The 23,109-nt window shown below is 60.7% G+C and carries 23 protein-coding genes; 3 read left to right on the forward strand and 20 right to left on the reverse strand.

Translation table 11 applies throughout. The features are described from left to right. Positions 1 to 82 precede the first annotated feature (82 nt). From guaB to NPS56_RS25765, 3 genes are all read right to left on the reverse strand, one after another. Complete coding sequence (guaB, locus tag NPS56_RS25755) at positions 83 to 1,552, reverse strand: IMP dehydrogenase (protein WP_274077250.1); 1,470 nt, start codon at positions 1,550 to 1,552, stop codon at positions 83 to 85. A 207-nt stretch (positions 1,553 to 1,759) separates the two neighbouring features. Next, positions 1,760 to 2,308, reverse strand: a complete 549-nt coding sequence (locus NPS56_RS25760) for a sugar ABC transporter ATPase (RefSeq protein ID WP_274077251.1) — start codon at positions 2,306 to 2,308, stop codon at positions 1,760 to 1,762. Positions 2,309 to 2,369: 61 nt separating this feature from the next. Next, positions 2,370 to 3,134 (reverse strand): sulfite exporter TauE/SafE family protein, encoded by a 765-nt coding sequence (locus tag NPS56_RS25765; protein WP_274077252.1) that lies wholly within the window; start codon positions 3,132 to 3,134, stop codon positions 2,370 to 2,372. A 133-nt stretch (positions 3,135 to 3,267) separates the two neighbouring features. Between NPS56_RS25765 and xseA the strand changes: the two genes are divergently transcribed. Continuing rightward, positions 3,268 to 4,647 carry an exodeoxyribonuclease VII large subunit gene (gene xseA, locus NPS56_RS25770; RefSeq protein WP_274077253.1) on the forward strand — a complete coding sequence of 460 codons (1,380 nt, stop codon included), beginning with the start codon at positions 3,268 to 3,270 and terminating at the stop codon, positions 4,645 to 4,647. Between the two features lie 3 nt (positions 4,648 to 4,650). Then, positions 4,651 to 5,472 carry a M23 family metallopeptidase gene (locus tag NPS56_RS25775; RefSeq protein ID WP_274077254.1) on the forward strand — a complete coding sequence of 274 codons (822 nt, stop codon included), beginning with the start codon at positions 4,651 to 4,653 and terminating at the stop codon, positions 5,470 to 5,472. A 109-nt stretch (positions 5,473 to 5,581) separates the two neighbouring features. Here NPS56_RS25775 and NPS56_RS25780 read toward each other — a convergent pair whose 3' ends face one another. Beyond that, positions 5,582 to 5,938, reverse strand: a complete 357-nt coding sequence (locus NPS56_RS25780) for a hypothetical protein (RefSeq protein ID WP_274077255.1) — start codon at positions 5,936 to 5,938, stop codon at positions 5,582 to 5,584. Between the two features lie 389 nt (positions 5,939 to 6,327). Here NPS56_RS25780 and leuA point away from each other — a divergent pair, with 389 nt between their 5' ends. After that, on the forward strand, positions 6,328 to 8,007 hold the full coding sequence (gene leuA / locus NPS56_RS25785; protein ID WP_274077256.1) for a 2-isopropylmalate synthase: 1,680 nt from the start codon (positions 6,328 to 6,330) through the stop codon (positions 8,005 to 8,007). Between the two features lie 186 nt (positions 8,008 to 8,193). Here the strand turns inward: leuA and NPS56_RS25790 are convergent, their stop codons facing one another. The 16 genes from NPS56_RS25790 to iscA all read right to left on the reverse strand — a co-directional run bounded on the left by NPS56_RS25790 (position 8,194) and on the right by iscA (position 23,101). Beyond that, entirely contained in the window at positions 8,194 to 8,985 is a 792-nt protein-coding gene (locus NPS56_RS25790) for an amidohydrolase (protein ID WP_274077257.1), read from the reverse strand. Continuing rightward, on the reverse strand, positions 8,973 to 10,121 hold the full coding sequence (locus tag NPS56_RS25795) for a pyridoxal phosphate-dependent aminotransferase (protein ID WP_274077258.1): 1,149 nt from the start codon (positions 10,119 to 10,121) through the stop codon (positions 8,973 to 8,975). Before NPS56_RS25795 ends, NPS56_RS25790 begins: the two co-directional genes overlap by 13 nt. Positions 10,122 to 10,244: 123 nt before the next feature. After that, positions 10,245 to 11,714, reverse strand: a complete 1,470-nt coding sequence (gene der / locus NPS56_RS25800; protein ID WP_274077259.1) for a ribosome biogenesis GTPase Der — start codon at positions 11,712 to 11,714, stop codon at positions 10,245 to 10,247. A gap of 240 nt (positions 11,715 to 11,954) precedes the next feature. After that, positions 11,955 to 13,106: an outer membrane protein assembly factor BamB gene (gene bamB, locus NPS56_RS25805; protein ID WP_274077260.1), complete on the reverse strand. Its 1,152-nt coding sequence runs from the start codon at positions 13,104 to 13,106 to the stop codon at positions 11,955 to 11,957. Further along, positions 13,099 to 13,740, reverse strand: coding sequence for a tetratricopeptide repeat protein (locus tag NPS56_RS25810; RefSeq protein ID WP_274077261.1), 642 nt, complete (start codon positions 13,738 to 13,740; stop codon positions 13,099 to 13,101). Before NPS56_RS25810 ends, bamB begins: the two co-directional genes overlap by 8 nt. A gap of 41 nt (positions 13,741 to 13,781) precedes the next feature. Then, complete coding sequence (hisS, locus tag NPS56_RS25815) at positions 13,782 to 15,071, reverse strand: histidine--tRNA ligase (RefSeq protein ID WP_110660895.1); 1,290 nt, start codon at positions 15,069 to 15,071, stop codon at positions 13,782 to 13,784. 34 nt (positions 15,072 to 15,105) lie between these two features. Beyond that, positions 15,106 to 16,215, reverse strand: a complete 1,110-nt coding sequence (ispG, locus tag NPS56_RS25820) for a flavodoxin-dependent (E)-4-hydroxy-3-methylbut-2-enyl-diphosphate synthase (RefSeq protein WP_003185136.1) — start codon at positions 16,213 to 16,215, stop codon at positions 15,106 to 15,108. Positions 16,216 to 16,218: 3 nt separating this feature from the next. Further along, on the reverse strand, positions 16,219 to 17,208 hold the full coding sequence (locus NPS56_RS25825) for a RodZ domain-containing protein (RefSeq protein WP_274077262.1): 990 nt from the start codon (positions 17,206 to 17,208) through the stop codon (positions 16,219 to 16,221). Then, complete coding sequence (gene pilW / locus NPS56_RS25830; protein WP_274077263.1) at positions 17,208 to 17,966, reverse strand: type IV pilus biogenesis/stability protein PilW; 759 nt, start codon at positions 17,964 to 17,966, stop codon at positions 17,208 to 17,210. The genes NPS56_RS25825 and pilW overlap by 1 nt, the downstream gene beginning before the upstream one ends. Positions 17,967 to 17,982: 16 nt before the next feature. Further along, on the reverse strand, positions 17,983 to 19,125 hold the full coding sequence (gene rlmN, locus NPS56_RS25835; RefSeq protein ID WP_274077264.1) for a 23S rRNA (adenine(2503)-C(2))-methyltransferase RlmN: 1,143 nt from the start codon (positions 19,123 to 19,125) through the stop codon (positions 17,983 to 17,985). Between the two features lie 28 nt (positions 19,126 to 19,153). Continuing rightward, positions 19,154 to 19,579 carry a nucleoside-diphosphate kinase gene (gene ndk / locus NPS56_RS25840; protein ID WP_024014216.1) on the reverse strand — a complete coding sequence of 142 codons (426 nt, stop codon included), beginning with the start codon at positions 19,577 to 19,579 and terminating at the stop codon, positions 19,154 to 19,156. Between the two features lie 195 nt (positions 19,580 to 19,774). Beyond that, on the reverse strand, positions 19,775 to 19,975 hold the full coding sequence (gene iscX, locus NPS56_RS25845) for a Fe-S cluster assembly protein IscX (protein WP_274077265.1): 201 nt from the start codon (positions 19,973 to 19,975) through the stop codon (positions 19,775 to 19,777). A gap of 14 nt (positions 19,976 to 19,989) precedes the next feature. Next, on the reverse strand, positions 19,990 to 20,331 hold the full coding sequence (gene fdx, locus NPS56_RS25850) for an ISC system 2Fe-2S type ferredoxin (protein WP_274077266.1): 342 nt from the start codon (positions 20,329 to 20,331) through the stop codon (positions 19,990 to 19,992). A 2-nt stretch (positions 20,332 to 20,333) separates the two neighbouring features. Beyond that, on the reverse strand, positions 20,334 to 22,196 hold the full coding sequence (gene hscA, locus NPS56_RS25855; protein WP_274077267.1) for a Fe-S protein assembly chaperone HscA: 1,863 nt from the start codon (positions 22,194 to 22,196) through the stop codon (positions 20,334 to 20,336). A gap of 51 nt (positions 22,197 to 22,247) precedes the next feature. Beyond that, the gene (gene hscB / locus NPS56_RS25860; RefSeq protein ID WP_274077268.1) at positions 22,248 to 22,769 is read right to left on the reverse strand and encodes a co-chaperone HscB; all 522 of its coding nucleotides are present in this window, start codon (positions 22,767 to 22,769) and stop codon (positions 22,248 to 22,250) included. A gap of 8 nt (positions 22,770 to 22,777) precedes the next feature. Further along, positions 22,778 to 23,101 carry an iron-sulfur cluster assembly protein IscA gene (gene iscA, locus NPS56_RS25865; RefSeq protein ID WP_003227904.1) on the reverse strand — a complete coding sequence of 108 codons (324 nt, stop codon included), beginning with the start codon at positions 23,099 to 23,101 and terminating at the stop codon, positions 22,778 to 22,780. Between the last annotated feature and the right edge of the window lie 8 nt (positions 23,102 to 23,109).

The raw sequence follows: 23,109 nt of genomic DNA on the forward strand, positions 1-23,109 counted from the left end.
AAAATTCGGACACAGTCGTGATTCAGAAACAACTCGGGGCTGAATAAAACAGCCCCGGTTGCTTGATGTGTTGCTTGAAGGCTCAACCTACGCGGTAGTTTGGCGCTTCCTTGGTGATCTGCACGTCGTGGACGTGGGACTCGGCCATGCCAGCGCCGGTGATCCGCACGAACTCAGGCTTGGTGCGCATCTCTTCGATGTCGGCACTGCCGGTGTAGCCCATCGAGGAGCGCAGGCCGCCCATCAGTTGATGGATGATGGCGCTCAGGGTGCCTTTGTACGGCACACGGCCTTCGATGCCTTCCGGAACCAGTTTCTCGGCACCAGCCGAAGAGTCCTGGAAGTAACGGTCGGAGGAGCCTTGGGCCTGGGACATGGCGCCCAGCGAACCCATGCCGCGGTAAGCCTTGTACGAACGACCCTGGAACAGTTCGATCTCGCCCGGCGCTTCTTCGGTACCGGCGAACATCGAGCCCATCATCACGCAGGAGGCTCCGGCTACGATGGCCTTGGACAGGTCACCGGAGAAACGGATGCCGCCGTCGGCGATCAACGGTACGCCAGTGCCTTCAAGGGCGGCGGCGACGTTGGCGATGGCACTGATTTGCGGCACGCCGACACCGGCGACGATACGGGTGGTGCAGATCGAGCCTGGACCGATACCGACCTTGACTGCGTCAGCGCCCGCTTCGGCCAGGGCCTTGGCGGCAGCGCCGGTGGCGATGTTGCCGCCAATCACCTGCACTTCAGGGAAGTTCTGCTTGACCCAACGAACGCGGTCGATCACACCTTTGGAGTGACCGTGGGCGGTGTCGACCACCACCACGTCAACGCCGGCAGCGACCAGCGCGGTAACGCGGTCACCGGTGTCTTTACCGGTACCGACCGCAGCACCCACGCGCAGACGACCTTGATCGTCCTTGCTGGCCAGCGGGTAAGCCTTGGCTTTTTCGATGTCGTTGACGGTCATCATGCCTTTGAGGGCAAATTTGTCGTCGACGATCAGCACGCGCTCGATCCGGTGCTTGTGCAGCAGTTCACGCACATCGTTCTTGTCGGCGCCTTCCTTGACCGTGACCAGACGCTCTTTAGGCGTCATCACTTCACGGACAGTGGCTTCCAGACGGTTCTCGAAACGCACGTCACGGGAGGTCACGATGCCGACCAGGTCGCCATTGTGCAGCACCGGAACGCCGGAGATGTTGTGCATGCGGGTCAGTTCGAACAATTCGCGCACGGTGGCGTCGGCGTCGATGGTGATCGGGTCCTTGACCACACCGGCTTCGTAACGCTTGACCTTGCGCACTTCGGCAGCTTGCTGCTCGATGGTCATGTTCTTGTGGATGATACCGATACCACCTTCCTGAGCCATGGCAATTGCCAGACGGGCTTCAGTGACGGTGTCCATGGCGGCGGAAACCAGTGGAATATTCAGCTCGATGCCACGGGTAAGGCGGGTCTTGAGACTGACTTCGTTAGGAAGCACCTCGGAATAACCGGGCACTAGGAGAATGTCGTCGAATGTCAGAGCTTCTTGGCTGATACGCAGCATCGCGGGGGCTCCCGAGCGGGAAAATGGAAGCGCGCCATTATAGTCAGACACCCCCTCGGGTTCAATGTAAAACTCTGTCTATTATCGATACGGTGATCGACGGGACATTTGAAGAGCATCGCCAGCAAGCCGGCTCCTACAAATTCGACGCGATCCTGTAGGAGCTGGCTTGCCAGCGATGAACGATAACGCGGTCCATCAGACCTGTCACAACTCCACTTTCACCCAACTCACCGGTTGATCCAGCCAATCGGCAAACTCATCAAGAAAGCTCTGCTTGAACCCCGCCTCGGCCCAGTTGTTGAAGATGAAGCCCAGGTTGGAAAAGCCGCACTCCTGGAGGTACAGAAAGCCGTTGATGTCGTCTTCGTGCCCGCATTCCGGGCAAGTGAAATTGTCGGTACGCCCGGGCATCCAGTCTTCGAGGCTTTCGAACAGCGCTTCCCCGATCTCCTTGCGACACTCGGCACAACCGGCCTCGCCAAGAAATCCCTTGGCCGGCGTATAGATGCAGCGCTTGGTGACGATCTCCAGGCCATTGACCGGCTCGCCGAACGGCAGGGCTTGCGGGTGCAGGACCACCTCCCGGGCACCCTCGCCGATGGCATGGGCCATGCGATTGCCGGTGCGGCCGCAGGTGGTCAGCTCTTCGTTGATGATGTTCTTGCGCACCAGCCAACGCACGATCGCCCGGGCCCGGGGCTCGTGCACCGGCAGCGTGGAGATTTTCGGGACAATGATGCTTTGGGAATTCATGGGGCGGCCTGCTGCAACGCTTTGAAAGAAGCCCGGCAGCTTAAGCCCGGGGATTCACAGGTCAAGTACTCAAGTAACGCCCGATCAAGGCGATGCCACTGGCCAGCACCAGCCAGGTCACCAGCCGCACGAACGCTTCGCGCGACAACTTCATGGTCAACCGTCGACCGATCCACAGGCCCAGGGCCATGGCCGGCAACAAACACAGCGCCAGCACCAACAAGGGTAGCTCGGCATAGACGCCGGCGACAATGAACAGGCTCAGACGCACCACCGTGCTGCAACTGATCAGCGCACTCTGGGTCGCCCGGGCCGCCTCCTTGGGCAAGCGGCTGTTCAAATAGATCGCGTAGAGAAAGCCGCCACTACCAAACAACGCCCCGAACATCCCGCCCACGGTGCCCATCGGCACTGCCCAGGCGGCAGACAATTGCGCCGGACGCGCTTTGATCCACAGGCTGTAGATGGCATAGGCACTGATGAACAGCCCCATCAACAGCAGCAACAGATCGGACTTGAGGTTCAACAGAAAGATCACGCCCAGGGTGCAGCCCACAGCCATGCACGGCAGTAATCGCAGCAGCTCCGGTTTTGCCACATCGCGCCGTGAAGGCAACAGATTGCCGAAGGCCGCGACAAAATCCAGCAGCACCAGCAAGGGCACGATCTTCGACAGCGGCATGAACAGGATCAGCATCGGCCCGGCTATCAGCGCGGTGCCAAAGCCCGCGATGCCGAACACGATGTAGGCCAGGGCGATGCCTAGCCCGATAACCAGCCAGTCCACAGTCCCAAAATTCCATTGCCCAAGCAAATCAACCAACATGTCCACCTATCCCTGTAGGAGCTGCCGCAGGCTGCGATCTTTTGCTCTTGAAAATCAAGATCAAAAGATCGCAGCCTGCGGCAGCTCCTACAAGGGGGTCGTGCATTGGGCAGGAGACCTTTATCATGCGCCCATGATTAAAGATCCCTTTGCAAGACTCGGCCTGGACCGCGAAGTCCTCACCGTCAGCCAGCTCAACGGCCGCGCGCGGGTGTTGCTTGAAGACGTCTTCAGCAACATCTGGGTCGAAGGCGAAATCTCCAACCTCGCCCGTCCGGCGTCGGGCCATGTGTATTTCACCCTCAAGGACAGCGGCGCCCAGGTGCGTTGCGCACTGTTCCGGCAAAACGCCGCGCGGGTGCGTCAAGCCTTGAAGGATGGCCTGGCGGTGAAGGTCCGGGGCAAGGTCTCGCTGTTCGAGGGACGCGGCGATTACCAGCTGATCCTCGATACCGTGGAGCCGGCCGGTGATGGCGCATTGCGCCTGGCCTTCGATGCCTTGAAGGAAAAACTCAGCGCCGAAGGCCTGTTCAGCGCCGAGCGCAAAGTACCGCTGCCGGCGCATCCGCAGCGCATCGGCATCATCAGCTCGCCCACAGGCGCGGTCATCCGCGACATCATCAGCGTGTTCCGCCGCCGCGCGCCGCAGGTGCAACTGACCCTGATCCCGACCGCCGTGCAAGGGCGTGAAGCCACCGCGCAGATTGTCCGCGCCCTGAAATTGGCGGATGCGCGCGGCTTCGACGCGTTGATCCTGGCCCGCGGCGGCGGTTCGCTGGAAGACCTCTGGTGCTTCAACGAAGAAGCCGTGGCCCGCGCCGTGGATGCCTGCGTGACGCCGATCGTCAGCGCCGTCGGGCATGAAACCGACGTCTCCATCAGTGACTTCGTCGCTGACGTGCGCGCGCCCACGCCATCGGCCGCCGCCGAATTGCTCGCACCGGATTCCAGCGACCTGGTGCGCCGCGTCGAAAGCCTGCATCGGCGCCTGGTGATGCGCATGCGCGATCGCCTGATGCGCGACCGGCTGCGCCTGGAAGGTATCTCCCGGCGCCTGCGTCATCCCGGCGAACGCCTGCGCCAGCAAGCGCAACGCCTGGATGACCTGGACATGCGCATGCGCCGCGCCTTCGAACGCAGCCTCAACACCCGCCGCGAACGGCTGATCCGCCTGGAAACCCGCCTGGCCGGGCAACATCCGGGCCGGCAATTGGCGATGCTGCGCCAACGTCTCGACAGCCTCGCCGAACGCCTGCCCCGGGCCATCCGCGAGGGCCTGAAAAGCCGGCGCCTGCAACTGCAAAGCCAGATGCAGACGCTGCATGTGGTCAGCCCCCTGGCGACCCTCGGCCGTGGCTACAGCATTTTGCTCGACGAGCGTGGCCAGGCGATCCGCAGCGCCGCTCAGACCCACACGGGCCAGCGCCTGAAGGCCAAATTGGGTGAAGGCGAACTGCACGTGCGGGTCGAAGACAATCACCTGACGCCCGTCACTCTTTCTCTACTGGATTGATCCATGCCGCGCTTTTTAGCTCCATTGTTGTTGCTGTGCCTGACCCTCAATGCCCACGCCGACAGCTACATCACCCGCCTGTTGAACAAACCGGTGCCGGGCGGTGTGGCGGTGGTCGACCTGGGCAGTTCCGCGCAAGCGCCTAAAGCCAGCTACCAGGGCAAACCGGTGCTGGTGGTCAAGGAACAGAACAACTGGCTGGCCATCGTCGGCGTGCCCCTGACCGCCAAGCCGGGTGCACAGTCGATCAGCAGCGGCGGGCGCAACCTGGGTTTCACCGTTGGCAACAAGAAGTACCCGGAACAGCGCATCACCCTCAAGAACACCCAACAGGTCAATCCTGACCAGGACAACCTCAAACGCATCGAGCGTGAGCTGGCCGAGCAGATCGCGGCCTACCGCACGTTCAGCCCGAATACACCGAGCAACCTGCTGCTGGACAAGCCGGTCAACGGCCCGCTGTCGAGCAAGTTCGGCGTGCGCCGGTTCTTCAACGGTGAAGAGCGCAATCCGCACTCGGGCCTGGATTTTGCCGTGCCAGCCGGCACGCCGATCAAGACCCCGGCCGCGGGCAAGGTGATCCTGATTGGTAACTACTTCTTCAATGGCAACACGGTGTTTGTCGACCATGGCCAAGGCTTCATCAGCATGTTCTGCCACATGTCGAAGATTGACGTGAAGGTCGGCCAGCAGCTGGCTCGCGGTGGCGTGGTGGGTAAAGTCGGAGCGACTGGCCGGGCGACGGGGCCGCATATGCACTGGAATGTCAGCTTGAATGATGCGCGGGTGGATCCGGCGATCTTTATCGGCGCGTTTCAGCCTTAACAGTACGGTGAGGCGACCGGCCTCTTCGCGAGCAAGCCCGCTCCCACATTGAAATGCGTTCTAATGTGGGAGCGGGCTTGCTCGCGAAGGCGGCGTCACAGGCAACCATTTATTCCGCATCCAGATCCTCAATCCCATGAGCCTCCCGGTCCGCCAGGCAGTGCCTCACCCACTCCTGTGTTTCCGGTGAAAACCCGCTCAGCTCCTCGGCCGTGATCAACTCCCGCGCGCATAACCCCAGCAAATGCGACCGCGCTTCATGCCGTGAAAACCTGAACACACCAAAGGCCCAATACAGCTCTTTTTGCCCAGCCTTGAGCAACTCCTCACTGGCATCGATCCGTTCATAGGGTGCGACGCTCTTGTCCAGCACGATCTTTTCGACGTCGGACATGATCCGGGTGCACATCCGCTCATGGGCCAGCGGTCGCAATACGCTGTATAGCTTCCAATCGTACTCGTTCATTGCCGACTCCTTGTTTGCCAGTCGAGGCTTTAAGAATAGCCCCGCCACCAACAGCCGGCGCTGAAACCTTCAATTGCGCATCGCTCAAACCTCGCGCAAGCAACCTGATGATCACCCGGATTCAGCGCAATAAAATCTCGTTACAGATGCCCTGAAGAGGATTCCTCTCAATTTTTTTCGACTGCTTGCCATCCTTCCCCCCCGCGGTTAGGGTTGAAGGCATGAAAACCTCTCACACCCTCATTCAGCTTCGTCAGCACCGCAGTTTGTGCCTTGTCAGCGCACGACTGCCGGGCTGAATCGCGGCGCCTCATCCCAGCGTTACTCCAAGAACATATTGATCCACCGGCAGGCCGCCTTTTTTCGGCCCACACAATAAGGATTTCCCGATGAGCATGCTCAAAGACCCGTCTTCGAAATACCGCGCGTTCCCGACCATCGATATCCCGGACCGCACCTGGCCGTCGAAGACCATCACCGCCGCGCCGATCTGGTGCAGCTCCGACCTGCGTGACGGTAACCAGTCGCTGATCGAGCCAATGGACGCGGTCAAGAAACTGCGCTTCTGGAAAACCCTGGTGCAGGTCGGCGTGAAGGAAATCGAAGCGTCGTTCCCGGCCGCTTCGCAAACCGACTTCGACTTCGTGCGCACCCTGATCGAAGGCGGCCACATCCCGGACGACACCACCATCCAGGTGCTGACCCAGGGCCGTGAAGACCTGATCGAGCGCACCTTCGAATCTCTGCGCGGGGCGAAGAAAGCCATTGTTCACCTGTACAACGCGACCTCCCCTTCCTTCCGCCGCATTGTCTTCAACCAGGACAAGGACGGGATCAAGGAAATCGCCGTCAGCGCGGCCAAGCTGTTCGTCAAGTACGCGGCCATGCAGCCGGACACCGAGTGGACCTTCGAGTACTCGCCGGAAACCTTCAGCGCCACCGAACTGGAATTCGCCAAGGAAGTCTGCGATGCCGTGATCGAGGTCTGGAACCCGACGCCCGAGCACAAGATGATCCTCAACCTGCCGGCCACCGTCGAATGCGCGACCCCGAACATCTATGCCGACCAGATTGAATGGTTCGGTCGTCACATCAACCGTCGTGACAGCGTGATCATCAGCCTGCACACCCACAACGACCGTGGCACTGGCGTTGCCGCCACCGAACTGGGCCTGATGGCCGGCGCCGACCGTGTCGAAGGCTGCCTGTTCGGTAACGGCGAGCGTACCGGTAACGTCGACCTGGTGACCGTGGCCCTGAACATGTACACCCAGGGTCTCGACCCGCAGCTGGACTTCTCCGACATCGACGGCGTGCGCAAGGTCGTCGAAGAGTGCAACCAGATCCAGGTGCACCCACGTCACCCGTACGTCGGCGACCTGGTGCACACCGCGTTCTCCGGCTCGCACCAGGATGCGATCCGCAAGGGCTTCGCCCAGCAGAAATCCGATGCCTTGTGGGAAGTGCCATACCTGCCGATCGACCCGGCCGACATCGGCCGCAGCTACGAGGCGGTCATCCGCGTCAACAGCCAGTCGGGCAAGGGCGGTATCGCCTACCTGCTGGAGCAGGAATACGGCATCAGCCTGCCGCGTCGCATGCAGATCGAGTTCAGCCAGGTCGTGCAGCGTGAAACCGATCGCCTGGGCCTGGAAATGACCGCCAAGCAGATCCACTCGCTGTTGATCAGCGAGTACCTGCAAGCCAACACCCCGTACGCGCTGGTCAGCCATCGCCTGCAGGAAGAAAACGGCAACAGCGCCGTCGAAGTGGAAGTGGCGAGCAAGGGCCAGGGCGAAACCAACCTGCACTGGCGCGGCAAGGGCAACGGCGCCCTGGAAGCACTGGTGGCCGGTCTGCCGATTCCGGTGGAAATCATGGACTACAACGAACACGCCATCGGCGCGGGCACCAATGCCAAGGCGGCGGCCTACATCGAGTTGCGTGTGAATGGTGAACGTGCGGTTCATGGGGTGGGTATTGATGAAAACATCACTACTGCCAGCTTCAAGGCCCTGTTTAGCGCGCTGAACCGCTCGTTGAGCCAGCCGGAAGCGAAAGCTGCCTAAGCGATGCTGAAAAGCAAAAGGCCCCTAGGTGAGAACCTCGGGGCCTTTTTTTGCCTGATGATTTTGTGTTGCCTGTTTTGGCGCCATCGCCAGCAGGCTAGCTCCCACAGGGGAATTGTGTTGTGAACACGGTCCACTGTGGGAGCCAGCCTGCTGGCGATAGGGTCCTGTCAGGCACCGAAAATATCAGGTGAACTCGAACGTATCAGCATCCAGATTCGCCGGGAAACGCTCGCGGTAAGCAGCCAGTGGTGCCGCTTCCAGCACGGCTTTGAACACCCCATCCGCCTCCCCAGCACTGAGCAAGGTCTCCCCCTGGAAATCCAGCACCTGGCTGTCGCCGGTATACGCAAAGCCTTTACCGTCGGAGCCGACGCGATTCACCGCCGCCACATAACACAAGTTCTCGATCGCCCGCGCCGGCAGCAACCGGTTCCAGTGCTGGCGCCGCGCGCCCGGCCAGTTGGCGGTGTACAGCAACAGGTCCGTGTCCTGGGCATCGCGACTCCACACCGGGAAGCGCAGGTCGTAGCAGATCAGCGGCCGTACCCGCCAACCCTTGAGCTCGAACTGCACCTGGCGCTCGCCGGGAGTGTAGTGGTTATGTTCACCGGCCATGCGGAACAGGTGGCGTTTGTCGTAGTGCCACACTTCGCCGTCCGGGCGTGCCCACAACAGGCGGTTGCGATGACTGCCATCGGCGGCCTGCACAATCACGCTGCCGGTGATCACCGCATCGAGCTTCGCTGATTGAGCCCGCAGCCATTTGCTGGTGGGGCCGTTTTCCGCTTCAGCGAGGGTCTCGGACTCCATGGAGAAACCGGTGGTGAACATCTCCGGCAGAATGATCAGGTCAGCGCCACGGGCCTGCTCCAGCAACTGCTCGAAATGCTCGAGGTTGGCCTGGCGGTCGTGCCAGGCCAGGGTGGTCTGGATCAGCGCAACGGTCAGGTTCGGCAGTGCACTCAGATCACGCATAGTTTTTCCGCTGCTTCACGCAGGGTCTCCTCACGTTTGGCAAAGCACAGGCGCACCAGGCGCTGGCCGACCGGTGGCGTCTGGTAGAACACCGAGATCGGAATACTCGCCACGCCATGTTCGCGGGTCATCCACAGGGCCATTTCGACGTCATTGAGGTCGGGGCGGATCTGTGAATAGTCGACCAGCTGGAAATAGGTACCGGTAGCCCGGGTGAAACTGAAGCGCGAAGGCGCCAGCAGATCGCAGAACAGATCGCGCTTGGCCTGGTAGAACGCCGGCAATTCTTCGACGTGTTCCGGATGCTCGGCCATGAAGTCGGCCAAGGCGTATTGCAGCGGTGTCACGCCGCAGAAACTCACGTACTGGTGCACCTTGCGCAGTTCCGCCGTGAGGGCCGCTGGTGCGACCACGTAGCCGGTTTTCCAACCCGTGACGTGATAGGTCTTGCCGAACGAGCTGACCACAAAGGCGCGCTGATACAGCTCTTCGTGATTGAGTACGCTGGCGTGGGCCACGCCGTCGAACACCAAGTGTTCGTAGACTTCGTCGCTGACCAGGTAGATATCGCGATCACGAATCAGGTCCGCCAACTGATCCAGCTCGGCGCGGCTGATCAGCGCCCCGCTTGGGTTGTGCGGAGAGTTCAGCACGATCATTCGCGTGCGCGGGGTAAGCGCCTCGGCCAGTTTCTGGAAGTCGATGGAGAAATCATTGAGCCCGAGCTGCACATGCACGCAACGACCGCCGGCCAGTTCCACCGAGGGCTCGTAGCTGTCGTAGCACGGATCGAAGACGATCACTTCGTCGCCGCTGCGGATAACCGCCTGGATCGCGCAGAAGATCGCCTGGGTCGCGCCTGGAGTGACCGTAATCTCGTTGTCGGCATCGACGTTCACGCCATAGCTACGAGCAATCTTTGCCGAAATCTGCTGACGCAGCGCCGGCAGGCCGGTCATCGGCGAATACTGGTTGTGGCCACTGGCAATATGCCGACCGACCGCATCGCACAGGGCTTGCGGGGCATCGAAATCGGGGAAGCCCTGGGACAGGTTGAGCGCCCCGGTTTGCGCCGCGAGCTGAGACATCTGGGTGAAGATGGTGATGCCGACATTCGGCAGCTTACTGGTGATCATCGAGGAATCCCTGCTCTGCACCCGGCTCTAACGTCGGCGCGGGAGAGCCCGAGGATAGCCCAAACGGCAGGCATGAAAAAGGGCGCCATCGGCGCCCTTTCGATCCCACGGGAAAAACCTGAATCAACGCTTGTCGCGGCGCTTCTTGTCGGCCTTCTTGTGGTGCGACATCAAGCGACGCTTCTTGTTGACCTGGCGGTCTGTCAGTGAGTTCTTGTTGCCTTCGTACGGGTTCTCGCCGCCCTTGAACTCGATGCGGATCGGCGTACCGACCAGCTTCAGCACACGGCGGTAAGTATTCTCCAGATAGCGCACGTACGACTTCGGCACTTTTTCGATCTGGTTACCGTGGATCACGATGATCGGCGGGTTCGCGCCACCCAGGTGAGCGTAACGCAGCTTGATCCGGCGGTTGTTGACCATCGGCGGCGCGTGCTCGCCAACCGCATCTTCCAGGATCTGGGTCAGGCGGTTGGTCGGCCAGCGAGTAACAGCGGACTTGAACGAGTTCTGTACGGAAGCGTACAGGTTGCCCACGCCAGTGCCGTGCAGGGCCGAGATGAAGTGGATGTCGGCGTAGTCGACGAAGAACAGCCGACGTTGCAGCTCGACCTTCACGAAGTCGCGCTCGCTCGGGGTCATGCCGTCCCACTTGTTGATCGCGATCACCAGCGCACGACCCGATTCAATGGCGAAGCCCAGCAGGTTGAGGTCGTGATCGACCACGCCTTCGCGGGCGTCCATCACGAAGATCACCACGTTGGCGTCTTTGATCGCCTGCAGGGTCTTGACCACGGAGAACTTTTCGACTTCTTCGTGGATCTTGCCGCGCTTGCGCACACCGGCGGTGTCGATCAGCGTGTACTTCTCGTCGTTACGCTCGAACGGGATGTAGATGCTGTCGCGGGTGGTGCCGGGTTGGTCGTACACGATCACCCGGTCTTCACCGAGCATGCGGTTGACCAGGGTCGACTTGCCCACGTTCGGACGGCCGATAATGGCGATCTTGATCCCGTCTTTTTCGCTCGGGCCAGGAATGCGCTTGGCTTCCTCGCCTTCGGCAACGATCTCTTCCTCGCCTTCTTCCGGCTCTTCTTCGTCTTTCGGGAATTCGCTCAGGGCGATTTCCAGCATCTGCGTGATGCCACGGCCATGGGCACCGGCGATCGGGATCGCGTGACCCATGCCCAACGGGGCGAATTCGGCGCGGGCCATGTCAGGGTCGATGTTGTCGACCTTGTTGGCAACCACGTAGGAACGCTTGTTACGTTTGCGCAAATGCTCGGCGATCATCTGGTCGGCGGCGGTGAAACCGGCCTTGGCATCTACCAGGAATAGAACGACATCTGCTTCTTCAATGGCCAGCAGCGACTGCTCGGCCATTTTTTCGTCCATACCATGCTCGTCACCGGAGATACCGCCGGTGTCGACCAGAATGTAGGAACGCCCTTGCCACTTGGCCTCACCGTATTGGCGATCACGGGTCAGACCGGACAAGTCGCCGACGATGGCGTCACGAGTCCTGGTCAGGCGGTTGAACAAGGTGGACTTGCCGACGTTCGGTCGGCCCACCAGGGCGATTACGGGAACCATGCGGCTCTCCACTTCGTTATTTCAGAAAATACAAAAGCCGCTGCTAGGCAGCGGCTGGTGCTCGGGGCATCACTGTGCGCTTGTATGTGGGAGCGAGCCTGCTCGCGAAAAACGCCAGGGCACCGCGTTTATTCAGGATGCAAACGTTATCGTTGACGTCCATCGCGAGCAGGCTCGCTCCCACATTCATATCCACAAGTGAAGCAGCCTGGGGGATTAACCCCAAGCATAGTCAAACCTTTACTTGATGGTCAGGGCTTCCAGCTTGCCACTGTTGCCATACACATAAATCGTGTCACCCACCACCAGCGGACGCGCGCGCAGGCCGTCGCTGTCGATGCGCTCACGGCCGACGAAGCGACCGTCCACCTGACTCAACAGGTGCAGGTAACCTTCCAGGTCACCCACTGCAACGTAGCTGGAGAACACTTCCGGAGCCGACAGTTGACGGCGGGCCAGCGAATCGTTGCTCCACAAGGCTGTGGTGGAACGCTCGTCGACGCCTTCAACGGTGCCCGAAGACAGACTCACGTAGACGCTGCCAAAACCCTGGGCGACACCGGCGTAGCTGGAAGCATCACGCTGCCACAGCTGACGGCCGCTTTGCAGGTCCAGTGCCGCAACGCGACCCTGGTAGCTGGCGACATAGATGGTCTCGCCGGACAGCAGCAAACCGCCGTCGATGTCGACCACGCGTTCCAGTTCCGAACGACCTTGCGGGATCGCTACACGCTGTTCCCACACCGGCACGCCGTTGGAAATGTCGAGAGCGACCACTTTACCGGTCGAAAAGCCAGCCACCGCGAGGCGGTTGGTCACGATCGGTGCGCTGGTACCGCGCAGGGTCAGCACCGCCGGGGTGCTGTCATACAACCAGCGCTGGTTGCCGGTGGCGGCATCCAGACCGATCAAACGGTCGTCCTGGGTCTGGACCACGACCACATCGCCATTGTTGGCCGGCGGTGCGAGGACTTCGCTGGACACGCGAGCGCGCCATTTCTCTTCGCCGTTGATGGCGTCCAGGGCAACGATTTCACCCTTGATCGTACCGATCAGCAGCAGACCGTAACCCACGCCAACGGCGCCGGAAACAGGCAGTTCGAGATCTTTCTTCCACTTGACGTCGCCGTTGCTGCGATCCAGCGCCATCACCACACCGGTGACATCGGCGGCATAGATGGTATCGCCTTCGATGGCCGGAACCAGCATGTTGTAGGTTTCGCCCTGACCGTCACCGATCGAACGACTCCACTGCTTTTGCAGGACCACTTCTTCCTTGAAGTCGGTCAACTCGGCCGGTGGCAATTCTTTCTTGCTGTTGCTGCTGCAACCCGCGGCCAAAATGGCCAGGGCCAGCAATGCTGCATGCTTCCAACGAATCACGTCACGCATCCCCTTTGGCCAGGTCGTCCAGCTTGATTTGCAGGCCACCGACCGCCGCTTCGTCCGACAGTGCCGCCTTGGCTTTTTGATACGCCGCGTGTGCTTCGTCGGGACGACCCAGCTGCACCAGCAGGTCACCCTTGAGTTCCTCGCGAGTGGCCAGGAACGCCTTGTCGGCATCGCCTTCCAGCAGTTTCAGGGCTTCATCGGCCTTGTCCTGCGCGGCCAGTACCTGCGCCAGGCGCTGACGGGCGATTTCGCCCAGTGCGGGGTTGGCCGGCTTGGCGATGATGGCTTTCAGTTCGGTGGCTGCGTCATCGAGCTTGCCGCTGTCGACCGCGACTTTCGCCACGAACAGGCTGCCGTATTGCGCGTAGGCACTGCCGCCGAACTCGCTGTTGAGCTTGCCAGCCAGGTCCGAAACACGCGCCGCATCAGGCTTGCCGTCAGGGGTCAGCGTGGTTTCGAGCAATTGCTGATAGAGCATCGAGGCGCCTTGCGACTGGTTGCTCTGATACTTCTGGAACGCCTGCCAACCGAACACGATGACCAGCGCCAACAGGCCGCCAGTAACCAGGGGCTTGCCGTTGCGTGACCACCATTCCTTAAAATCCGCCAGCTGTTCGTCTTCGGTACTCGACACCCCAATACTCCTTAATCGCTAATTCGGCTGTTAAGACAGCTTCAACCCTGCACGACGCAGGTGGCCAGGTGAGCGGCAAGCGCATCCCAGGCAATGCTTTGTTGTTCGCCCTGGCCACGCAGGGGTTTGAAACCTACCACTTGCTGGGCCATCTCGTCGTCACCGAGGATCAGTGCGTACAGCGCACCGCTCTTGTCGGCTTTCTTGAACTGGCTCTTGAAGCTGCCGGCGCCGGCATTGACTTGCAGGCGCAGGTTGGGCAACTGGTCGCGCACGCGCTCGGCCAGGGTCAGGCCGGCCAGTTCGGCGGCCTCACCAAAGGCGCAGAGATAGACGTCGACCTGACGGGAGATTTCTTCAGGGATCTGCTCAAGTGTTTCGAGCAGCAGCACCAGGCGCTCGATGCCCATGGCGAAACCGACGCCGGCAGTAGGCTTGCCGCCCATCTGCTCGACCAGGCCGTCGTAACGACCACCGGCACACACGGTACCCTGGGCGCCGAGCTTGTCGGTGACCCATTCGAAAACGGTCTTGCTGTAGTAATCCAGCCCGCGAACCAGCTTCGGGTTGATCACGTAAGGAATGCCGGCGGCGTCCAGGCGAGCCTTGAGGCCCTCGAAGTGCACGCGGGATTCTTCGTCGAGGTAGTCGGCCATTTTCGGCGCATCGACCAGTACCGCTTGAGTGTCGGCGTTCTTGGTATCAAGAACCCGCAGCGGGTTGGTTTTCAGGCGGCGCTGGCTGTCTTCGTCGAGCTTGTCCAGATGCGCCGAGAGGTACTCGACCAGCGCTTCACGGTAGCGACCACGGGACTCGCTGGTGCCCAGGCTGTTGAGTTCGAGCTTGACCGCATCGCGGATGCCCAGCTCGCCCCACAGGCGCCATGTCAGCACGATCAGCTCGGCGTCGATGTCCGGACCGTCGAGGTTGAACACCTCGACACCGATCTGGTGGAACTGGCGATAACGGCCTTTCTGCGGACGCTCGTGGCGGAACATCGGGCCGATGTACCAGAGTTTCTGCACCTGGCCACCGCCGGTGATGCCGTGCTCGAGCACCGCACGCACGCAGGCCGCCGTGCCTTCAGGGCGCAGGGTCAGGGAGTCGCCGTTGCGGTCGTCGAAGGTGTACATCTCTTTTTCGACGATGTCGGTCACTTCACCGATGGAGCGCTTGAACAGCTCGGTGAACTCGACGATCGGCATGCGGATCTGCTTGTAACCGTAGTTATCCAGCAAACGCGAAACGGTGCCTTCGAAATGACGCCACAGGGGGGTCTGTTCGGGCAGGATATCGTTCATGCCACGAATGGCTTGCAGAGACTTGCTCACATTAAATCCTTAAATTCGTTCGGCTCAGTCGGGCTCAGCCGCGCGCGATAACCGCTGCGTCAGCTTCGACCTTCTCGGCCGCTTTCTGGCGGATCAAGCGTTCAAGCTCATCCACCAGATTGTCATTCGTCAGTTTCTGCGACGGCTTGCCGTCGATGTAAATCAGGTTTGGCGTGCCGCCTGTCAAGCCGATATGGGCTTCCTTGGCTTCGCCCGGCCCGTTGACCACGCAACCGATGACCGCGACATCCAGCGGCACCAGCAGGTCTTCGAGGCGCCCTTCCAGCTCGTTCATGGTTTTCACCACATCGAAGTTCTGCCGCGAGCAGCTCGGGCAGGCGATGAAGTTGATGCCACGGGAACGCAGGTGCAGGGACTTGAGAATGTCGTAGCCGACTTTCACTTCCTCGACCGGGTCGGCCGCCAACGAGATGCGAATGGTATCGCCAATCCCTTCGGCGAGCAGCATACCGAGGCCCACGGCAGATTTCACTGTGCCTGAACGCAAACCACCGGCTTCGGTAATCCCCAGGTGCAGCGGCTGGACGATTTCCTTGGCCAGCAAGCGGTAGGCTTCGACGGCCATGAACACGTCGGAGGCCTTCACGCTGACCTTGAAGTCCTGGAAGTTCAGGCGTTCAAGGTGTTCGACGTGACGCAGAGCCGATTCGACCAGCGCGGCCGGGGTCGGCTCGCCGTATTTCTTCTGCAGGTCTTTTTCCAGGGAGCCGGCGTTCACGCCGATACGGATCGGGATCCCGCGATCGCGGGCGGCATCGACCACCGCGCGCACGCGGTCTTCGCGACCGATGTTGCCCGGATTGATCCGCAGGCAGTCGACGCCCAGTTCGGCCACGCGCAACGCGATGCGGTAGTCGAAGTGAATATCGGCAACCAAAGGTACTTTGACCAGCTGCTTGATCTTGCCGAAGGCCTCGGCGGCGTCCATGTCCGGCACGGACACCCGCACGATATCGACGCCCGCGGCTTCCAGACGGTTGATCTGGGCAACGGTCGCAGCGACGTCGTTGGTGTCGCTGTTGGTCATGCTTTGCACAGCGATGGGCGCATCGCCGCCAACAGGAACGTTACCGACCCAGATCTTGCGTGATTCGCGACGTTTGATTGGAGATTCGCCGTGCATGACTTATTGACCCAACTTCAGGCGAGCAGTCTCGCCACTGGTGAACGGAGCGACATTGACCGCCTGGCCGTTGTAGCTGACCTGAGCGCCACGGGCGTAGCCCAGGCGTACGGAAAACGGCGGCTTGCCACTGACGGAAACGCTATCGCCTTTACGCTTCAGACCGCTCAACAGCACCTTGCCGGCGCCGTCGGTCACCTGGGTCCAGCAATCAGCGGTGAACTGCAATTGCACCTGGCCCTGGCCTGCAACAGCAGGCGCTGCTGGCGCTGGAGCGGCAGCGGTTGGTGCTGGCACAGCTGGAGCAGCCGGTGCTGCAGCGACAGGAGCAGCCGGCGCTGGTGTTGCAGGTGTGGCGACGATCGGAGCAGTAACTGGCGCAACAGGCGCTGGCGTTTCAGCCGGTGCCGGGGTCGCGGTTTCGGCCTGTGGCAACGCCAGGGCCGTTGCATTATCCGTCTGACCTTCCGCGACAGCCTGGTCTTCCGGCTCGTCCAGCGGATGAATCTGGGTGGTGCCGTCGGCGCCTTCTACTTCAACGTGTTCCGGGGTCAGGCTGACCACATCCTTGGTGCGCTGCGAAGTCTGGTCCTGCCACCAGGCAAAACCGCCACCCACCACGGCCACCAGCAGCAACAGGCTGACAATGCGCAGGATGGTATGGGACACACGCACCGGCTCTTCGATACGGCCCAGGCTGTGCACGTTGCTGCCCTTGGAATCGGTACCGGTGGACTGGTCGAACTGCTGGACCAGGACGGCCTGGTCCATGCCGAGCAATTTGGCATAGGCGCGAATGTAACCGCGGGCAAAGGTGTGCCCCGGCAGCTTGTCGAAAGCACCGGCTTCCAGATTGCTCAGGGAGCTGACGGTCAGGTTGAGCTTGAGGGCCACTTCGGCCAGCGACCAGCCATTGCTTTCGCGGGCCTGGCGCAAGGTCTCACCGGGGTTAACGCGATTCGCTGCTACAACTTCAGGATGCGCCGCTTTCATCATTGCTCCGACAGGTATTGCTGATATTCCGGTGTACCGGGATAGAGTCGTTCTAATTGCAGGCCAGCACTGGCGGCCTTGTCGCGATCATCAAACACTTTGGCCAGGCGAATGCCGAGCAATAGACTACGTGCATTTTGCTCGGTAAGCAGGCTAAAACGATCGTAATAGTCACGCGCGGGCACATAATGCCTGTCTTCGTAAGACAACTCAGCCATTTCCAGCAATGCACGAGGCTGTTGTCGATTCAAGCGCAGGGCTTTTTCCAGTTGTTGCTGGGCCAACTCGCGCTGGCCGAGCATCGAGGCCGTCATGCCCAGGTTCTCGAACACGCGTGAACGCTCAGGATACAGGGTATCGGCGGCGGCCTGTTCGAAGCGCTCGTAGGCTTCCTTGTAACGTTTCTGCTCGAAGAGAAAACTGCCGTAGTTGTTGAGGATTCGCGCATCGGTGGGGCGGGAAGACAGCGCCTTGCGAAAATGCCGGTCAGCCAGGTCGGGCTCCATTTCGGCCTGGAATACCAGCCCCAGCGCCGCATTGGCGTCCGGGTCGGCGGCGTCCAGTTCCAGTGCCTTTTTCAAGGGCACCTTGGCGCGCTCAGTCATGCCTTGTTGCAAATATCCAATGCCCAGTTGCACGTAGGCATCGCGCGCCTCGTCACGGCCTTTGCTGGTCTTCATCGGGTTGTAGTCGCCCGAAAGCACACAGCCAGCACAGAGGCTGGCCAGTAGCAAAAGCAGCGCAAAGCGCAGGGACATGGAGATCCTCTCTTGATTACTTCGCAGCGTTCGACGCCATATCGTTGTCGGCGTTGAGTTCACGCACGGCGATATAACGTTCGCTGCGACGGGTGCGATCCAGCACCTGCCCTACCAATTGACCACAGGCCGCGTCGATGTCTTCACCACGGGTGGTGCGAACAGTGACGTTGAAACCGGCATGATGAAGCTGATCCTGGAACCGGCGAATGGCGTTGTTGCTCGGCCGCTCGTACCCGGAATGCGGGAACGGGTTGAACGGGATCAGGTTGATCTTGCACGGGATGTTTTTCAGCAACTCGATCATCTCGACCGCGTGCTCGACCTTGTCGTTGATGTCCTTGAGCAAGGTGTACTCGATGGTCAGCACGCGCTTTTCGCCCAAAGACGACATGTAGCGCTGGCACGACTCGAGGAGCATCTTAAGCGGATACTTCTTGTTGATCGGCACCAATTGGTTACGCAATGCGTCATTCGGTGCGTGCAGGGACAACGCCAGGGAGACGTCGATGTGCTTGGACAGCTCATCGATCATCGGCACCACGCCGGAGGTCGACAGGGTCACACGGCGCTTGGAGATGCCGTAGCCCAGGTCGTCCATCATCAGGTGCATGGCCGCGACGACGTTGTCGAAGTTCAGCAGCGGCTCACCCATGCCCATCATCACCACGTTGGTGATGGCACGGTCGACGGTTGCCGGGACGCTGCCAAAGGATTTGTTGGCAATCCACACCTGGCCGATGACTTCGGCGGCGGTGAGGTTGCTGTTGAAGCCTTGCTTGCCGGTGGAGCAGAAACTGCAATCCAGGGCACAGCCTGCCTGGGACGAAACGCACAAGGTGCCGCGTTTGCCCTGGGGAATATACACGGTCTCGACGCAGCTGCCGGACGCCACGCGCACCACCCATTTACGGGTGCCGTCGCTGGAGATGTCCTCGCTGACCACTTCCGGACCACGGACCTCAGCAACAGCCTTGAGCTTTTCGCGCAAGGCCTTGCTGACGTTCGTCATGGCGTCGAAATCATCGACGCCAAAGTGGTGAATCCATTTCATTACCTGACCGGCACGGAAACGCTTCTCCCCGATTGAGTCGAAGAATTTTTCCATTTCCTGTTGAGTCAGACCCAGCAGGTTGGTTTTTACAGTCGATGTAGTCATGGATTCACCTTCACTCTTAAGCCAATGCTTAGCGAGTGGTTACTTCAGTAGCTGCGAAGAAGTATGCGATTTCGCGAGCGGCAGCGGCTTCGGAGTCCGAACCGTGTACAGCGTTGGCGTCGATCGATTCAGCGAAGTCAGCACGGATGGTGCCGGCAGCTGCTTCTTTAGGGTTGGTAGCGCCCATCAGCTCACGGTTGCGAGCGATAGCGTTTTCGCCTTCCAGAACCTGAACAACAACCGGACCGGAGGTCATGAAGGCAACCAGGTCGCCGAAGAAACCGCGCTCGCTGTGCTCAGCGTAGAAGCCTTCGGCTTCGGCTTTGGACAGTTGCTTCAGTTTCGAAGCTACAACGCGCAGGCCAGCGTCTTCGAAGCGAGTGGTGATCTTGCCGATCACGTTTTTAGCAACTGCGTCAGGCTTGATGATGGAGAAAGTACGTTGAACAGCCATGGTGTAACTCCAGAAACGGTAATTTGCGAAAAATTAAACCCGCGAATTATACGCGGGTTCTTGGGTATTGCCTAACTGTGTACAGGTCGCCCGCTCTGTAGGAGCTGCCGAAGGCTGCGATCCTTTGATCCTGGCCTTTCGCTTGAGATTCAAGTGGCACCGGAAAGATCGCAGCCTCGCTTCGCGAGTCAGCTCCTACTCGCGTTCTTCGATCCAGTGGGCCTGAATGGCCTCCAGGATCTTCTCGCCACAATGCTCAGGCTTGTCGTCGAATTCGGGCAATTCCATCACCCATTTACGCAGATCGACGAAGTTGACCGACATAGGGTCGACCTCAGGCTTGCTTTCAGCCAGCTGGATCGCGATTTCCAGCACATCAGTCCACTTGAGACTCATGACAATTCCTTGAATCAGTGCGGCGCTTCGGCTGCGTGGTTGAGCGAGTACTTCGGAATTTCAACGGTCAGGTCTTCGGTGCCGACCTTGGCCTGGCAGCCCAGGCGGGACACAGGCTCAAGCCCCCAGGCCCGATCAAGATAGTCCTCTTCCAGCTCGTCAGCTTCTTCCAGCGAGTCAAAACCCTCGCGAATCAGGCAGTGACAAGTGGTGCAGGCGCAGACGCCGCCGCAGGCACTTTCCATCTCGATATGGTGTTCATGAGCCAGTTCGAGGATGGAAATACCTGGCTCAGCCTCCACGACCATGCCATCCGGGCAAAACTTTTCGTGTGGCAGAAAAATGACCTGCGGCATCGTTATTCCTCAATCTCATTCAGGTTGCGCCCCGCCAGCGCGGCTTTCACCGTCGAGTCCAGGCGGCGGGCAGCAAAGGCGTCGGTCACTTGCGACAGACGCTTGGTCTGCTGCTCGATGGCGAAACCATCGGTACCTTTCATCAGTTCGGTCAGTTCCTGCACCTGCAAGTCGATGACCAGGCGCTCGTCGGCGTCGAGCAAACGCTCGCCATCAGCCTCAAGAGCCGCCTGCACCGCTTCGATCAGGCGCTGGGCGTCGACCTGCTGCTCACGCAGTACGCGGGCAACCTTGTCGTCGTTGGCGTGCTGGAACGAATCCTTGAGCATCTTGGCGATTTCGCCGTCGGTCAGGCCGTAGGACGGCTTGACCTGGATGCTGGCTTCCACGCCCGAACCCAGTTCGCGGGCGGAAACACTGAGCAAACCATCGGCATCGACCTGGAAGGTCACGCGAATCTTAGCCGCACCCGCCACCATCGCCGGAATACCGCGCAATTCGAAGCGCGCCAGGGAGCGGCAGTCGCTGATCAGCTCGCGCTCGCCCTGCAACACGTGGATCGCCATGGCCGACTGGCCGTCTTTGTAAGTGGTGAAGTCCTGAGCGCGAGCGACGGGAATGGTGGTGTTGCGTGGAATCACCTTCTCCATCAGGCCGCCCATGGTTTCCAGGCCCAGGGACAACGGAATCACGTCCAGCAACAACAGTTCGTCGCCATCGCGCTTGTTGCCGGCCAGGGTATCGGCCTGGATCGCGGCACCGATGGCCACCACTTGATCCGGGTCGATTTCAGTCAGGGGCTGACGACCGAAGGCTTCAGCCACGGCTTCGCGAACACGCGGCACACGGGTTGAACCGCCAACCATGACCACCGCATGCACGTCTTCCAGCTCGACACCGGAATCACGTACCGCACGGCGGCAGGCTTTCAGGCTGCGTGCGACCATCGGCTCGATCAGGGCATCGAAGGCTTCGCGGGTCAGCTCGGCTTTCCAGTCGCCGTGAACCACTTCGACCGACGGGGCATTGGTCAGCGCTTCTTTGGCCGCGCAGGCGGTTTGCAGCAGTTGACGCTGCGCGCCCGGATCGAGATCGGCGGACAGGCCGGCGCTCTCGATGATCCAGCCAGCGATCGCGTGGTCGAAGTCATCGCCGCCCAGGGCGCTGTCGCCGCCGGTAGCCAGGACTTCGAAGACACCGCCGGTCAGGCGCAGAATAGAGATATCGAAGGTGCCGCCGCCCAGGTCATAAATCGCCACCAGGCCTTCGGCATGCTGGTCCAGACCGTAGGCCACCGCCGCTGCGGTCGGCTCATTGAGCAAACGCAACACGTTCAGACCGGCCAGCTTGGCCGCGTCCTTGGTAGCTTGGCGCTGGGCGTCGTCGAAATAGGCCGGAACGGTGATCACCGCGCCGACCAGCTCACCGCCCAAGGTCGCTTCAGCGCGCTGACGCAGGACCTTGAGGATATCGGCGGACACTTCCACCGGGCTTTTCGGGCCCTGGATGGTGTCGATGAACGGCATGTGCGACTCGCCACCGACAAAGCGGTACGGCAGCTGGTCACCCAGCTGCTTGACGTCGGACAGACCACGACCCATCAAGCGCTTGACCGACAGCACGGTGTTCAGGGGATCGGTGGCGGCCGCCAGCTTGGCGGATTCGCCAACTTCGACGCGATCGGCGTGGTAACGCACGGCGGACGGCAGGATAACCTGCCCTTGCGCGTCGGCCAGGGGCTCGGAAAGACCACTGCGCAATGCAGCGACCAGCGAATTGGTAGTGCCCAAGTCGATCCCCACAGCCAGACGACGCTGGTGCGGTTGAGGACTTTGGCCGGGTTCGGCGATCTGCAGTAGGGCCATCGTTATCAGGACTTATCTGTATATCAGGCGTGCGACCGGAGCGGCACTGGGTTAATCGTCGAGGCGCTCTTCCAGCTGGCGCACTTCGTAGGTGAGCTTGTCGAGGAACTGCATGCGCCGCATCAGGCGTTCGGCCTGTTCGCGGTGCGCGGCATCGTCCCAGCAAGCTGCGAAGCTTTGGTTCAGTTCATCCTGGGCAGCCTTGAGGCGGCGCTTGAAGACGGCGACGCCATCGAGGTCGGCGCTGTCTTGCAGGTCTTCGAGCTCTTCGCGCAACTCCATCTGTTGCAGCAGAAATTCCGGATCATGCACCGTGACCTCCAGCGGCAGCTCGCCACCATTCAAGGCGAGCAGGTAACGCGCGCGCTTGGGTGGGCTCTTGAGCGTCTGGTAGGCCTCGTTGAGGCTCGCGGATTGCTCCAGCGCCAGCCGCTGCTCCCGCTCGGAAGCGTCGGCAAAGCGGTCCGGATGAACACTGCGCGCCAACTCACGGTAGCGCGTAGCCAGCTGGTCGAGATCCAGGTTGAAACTCGGTTGCAGCTCGAATAAAGCGAAATGACAAGGAGTACCCACGACAAGCCTCAGATGTTGAAGCTTTCGCCGCAGCCACATTCACCGCGCACGTTGGGGTTGTTGAACTTGAAGCCTTCGTTCAACCCTTCCTTGACGAAATCGAGCTCGGTGCCGTCCAGGTAGGCCAGGCTCTTCGGGTCGATGATCACTTTCTCGCCGTGACTCTCGAACACCTGATCCTCTGCAACCACCTCGTCGACAAACTCCAGCACGTAGGCAAGGCCGGAACAGCCTGTGGTGCGAACACCCAGGCGGATCCCTTCACCCTTGCCGCGCCCGTCGAGGGAGCGCCGCACGTGTCGAGCAGCCGCTTCTGTCATGCTGATAGCCATCGGTGACT

The organism is Pseudomonas putida (assembly GCF_028682635.1).
GTDB classification, from domain to species: domain Bacteria; phylum Pseudomonadota; class Gammaproteobacteria; order Pseudomonadales; family Pseudomonadaceae; genus Aquipseudomonas; species Aquipseudomonas putida_AE.

Bases quoted from the DNA above. Each gene is read 5' to 3' on its own strand.
- guaB (WP_274077250.1), bottom strand. From the start codon at position 1,552: ATGCTGCGTATCAGCCAAGAAGCTCTGACATTCGACGACATTCTCCTA.
- NPS56_RS25760 (WP_274077251.1), bottom strand. From the start codon at position 2,308: ATGAATTCCCAAAGCATCATTGTCCCGAAAATCTCCACGCTGCCGGTG.
- NPS56_RS25765 (WP_274077252.1), bottom strand. From the start codon at position 3,134: ATGTTGGTTGATTTGCTTGGGCAATGGAATTTTGGGACTGTGGACTGG.
- xseA (WP_274077253.1), top strand. From the start codon at position 3,268: ATGATTAAAGATCCCTTTGCAAGACTCGGCCTGGACCGCGAAGTCCTC.
- NPS56_RS25775 (WP_274077254.1), top strand. From the start codon at position 4,651: ATGCCGCGCTTTTTAGCTCCATTGTTGTTGCTGTGCCTGACCCTCAAT.
- NPS56_RS25780 (WP_274077255.1), bottom strand. From the start codon at position 5,938: ATGAACGAGTACGATTGGAAGCTATACAGCGTATTGCGACCGCTGGCC.
- leuA (WP_274077256.1), top strand. From the start codon at position 6,328: ATGAGCATGCTCAAAGACCCGTCTTCGAAATACCGCGCGTTCCCGACC.
- NPS56_RS25790 (WP_274077257.1), bottom strand. From the start codon at position 8,985: ATGCGTGATCTGAGTGCACTGCCGAACCTGACCGTTGCGCTGATCCAG.
- NPS56_RS25795 (WP_274077258.1), bottom strand. From the start codon at position 10,121: ATGATCACCAGTAAGCTGCCGAATGTCGGCATCACCATCTTCACCCAG.
- der (WP_274077259.1), bottom strand. From the start codon at position 11,714: ATGGTTCCCGTAATCGCCCTGGTGGGCCGACCGAACGTCGGCAAGTCC.
- bamB (WP_274077260.1), bottom strand. From the start codon at position 13,106: ATGCGTGACGTGATTCGTTGGAAGCATGCAGCATTGCTGGCCCTGGCC.
- ispG (WP_003185136.1), bottom strand. From the start codon at position 16,215: ATGCACGGCGAATCTCCAATCAAACGTCGCGAATCACGCAAGATCTGG.
- NPS56_RS25825 (WP_274077262.1), bottom strand. From the start codon at position 17,208: ATGAAAGCGGCGCATCCTGAAGTTGTAGCAGCGAATCGCGTTAACCCC.
- pilW (WP_274077263.1), bottom strand. From the start codon at position 17,966: ATGTCCCTGCGCTTTGCGCTGCTTTTGCTACTGGCCAGCCTCTGTGCT.
- rlmN (WP_274077264.1), bottom strand. From the start codon at position 19,125: ATGACTACATCGACTGTAAAAACCAACCTGCTGGGTCTGACTCAACAG.
- ndk (WP_024014216.1), bottom strand. From the start codon at position 19,579: ATGGCTGTTCAACGTACTTTCTCCATCATCAAGCCTGACGCAGTTGCT.
- iscX (WP_274077265.1), bottom strand. From the start codon at position 19,975: ATGAGTCTCAAGTGGACTGATGTGCTGGAAATCGCGATCCAGCTGGCT.
- fdx (WP_274077266.1), bottom strand. From the start codon at position 20,331: ATGCCGCAGGTCATTTTTCTGCCACACGAAAAGTTTTGCCCGGATGGC.
- hscA (WP_274077267.1), bottom strand. From the start codon at position 22,196: ATGGCCCTACTGCAGATCGCCGAACCCGGCCAAAGTCCTCAACCGCAC.
- iscA (WP_003227904.1), bottom strand. From the start codon at position 23,101: ATGGCTATCAGCATGACAGAAGCGGCTGCTCGACACGTGCGGCGCTCC.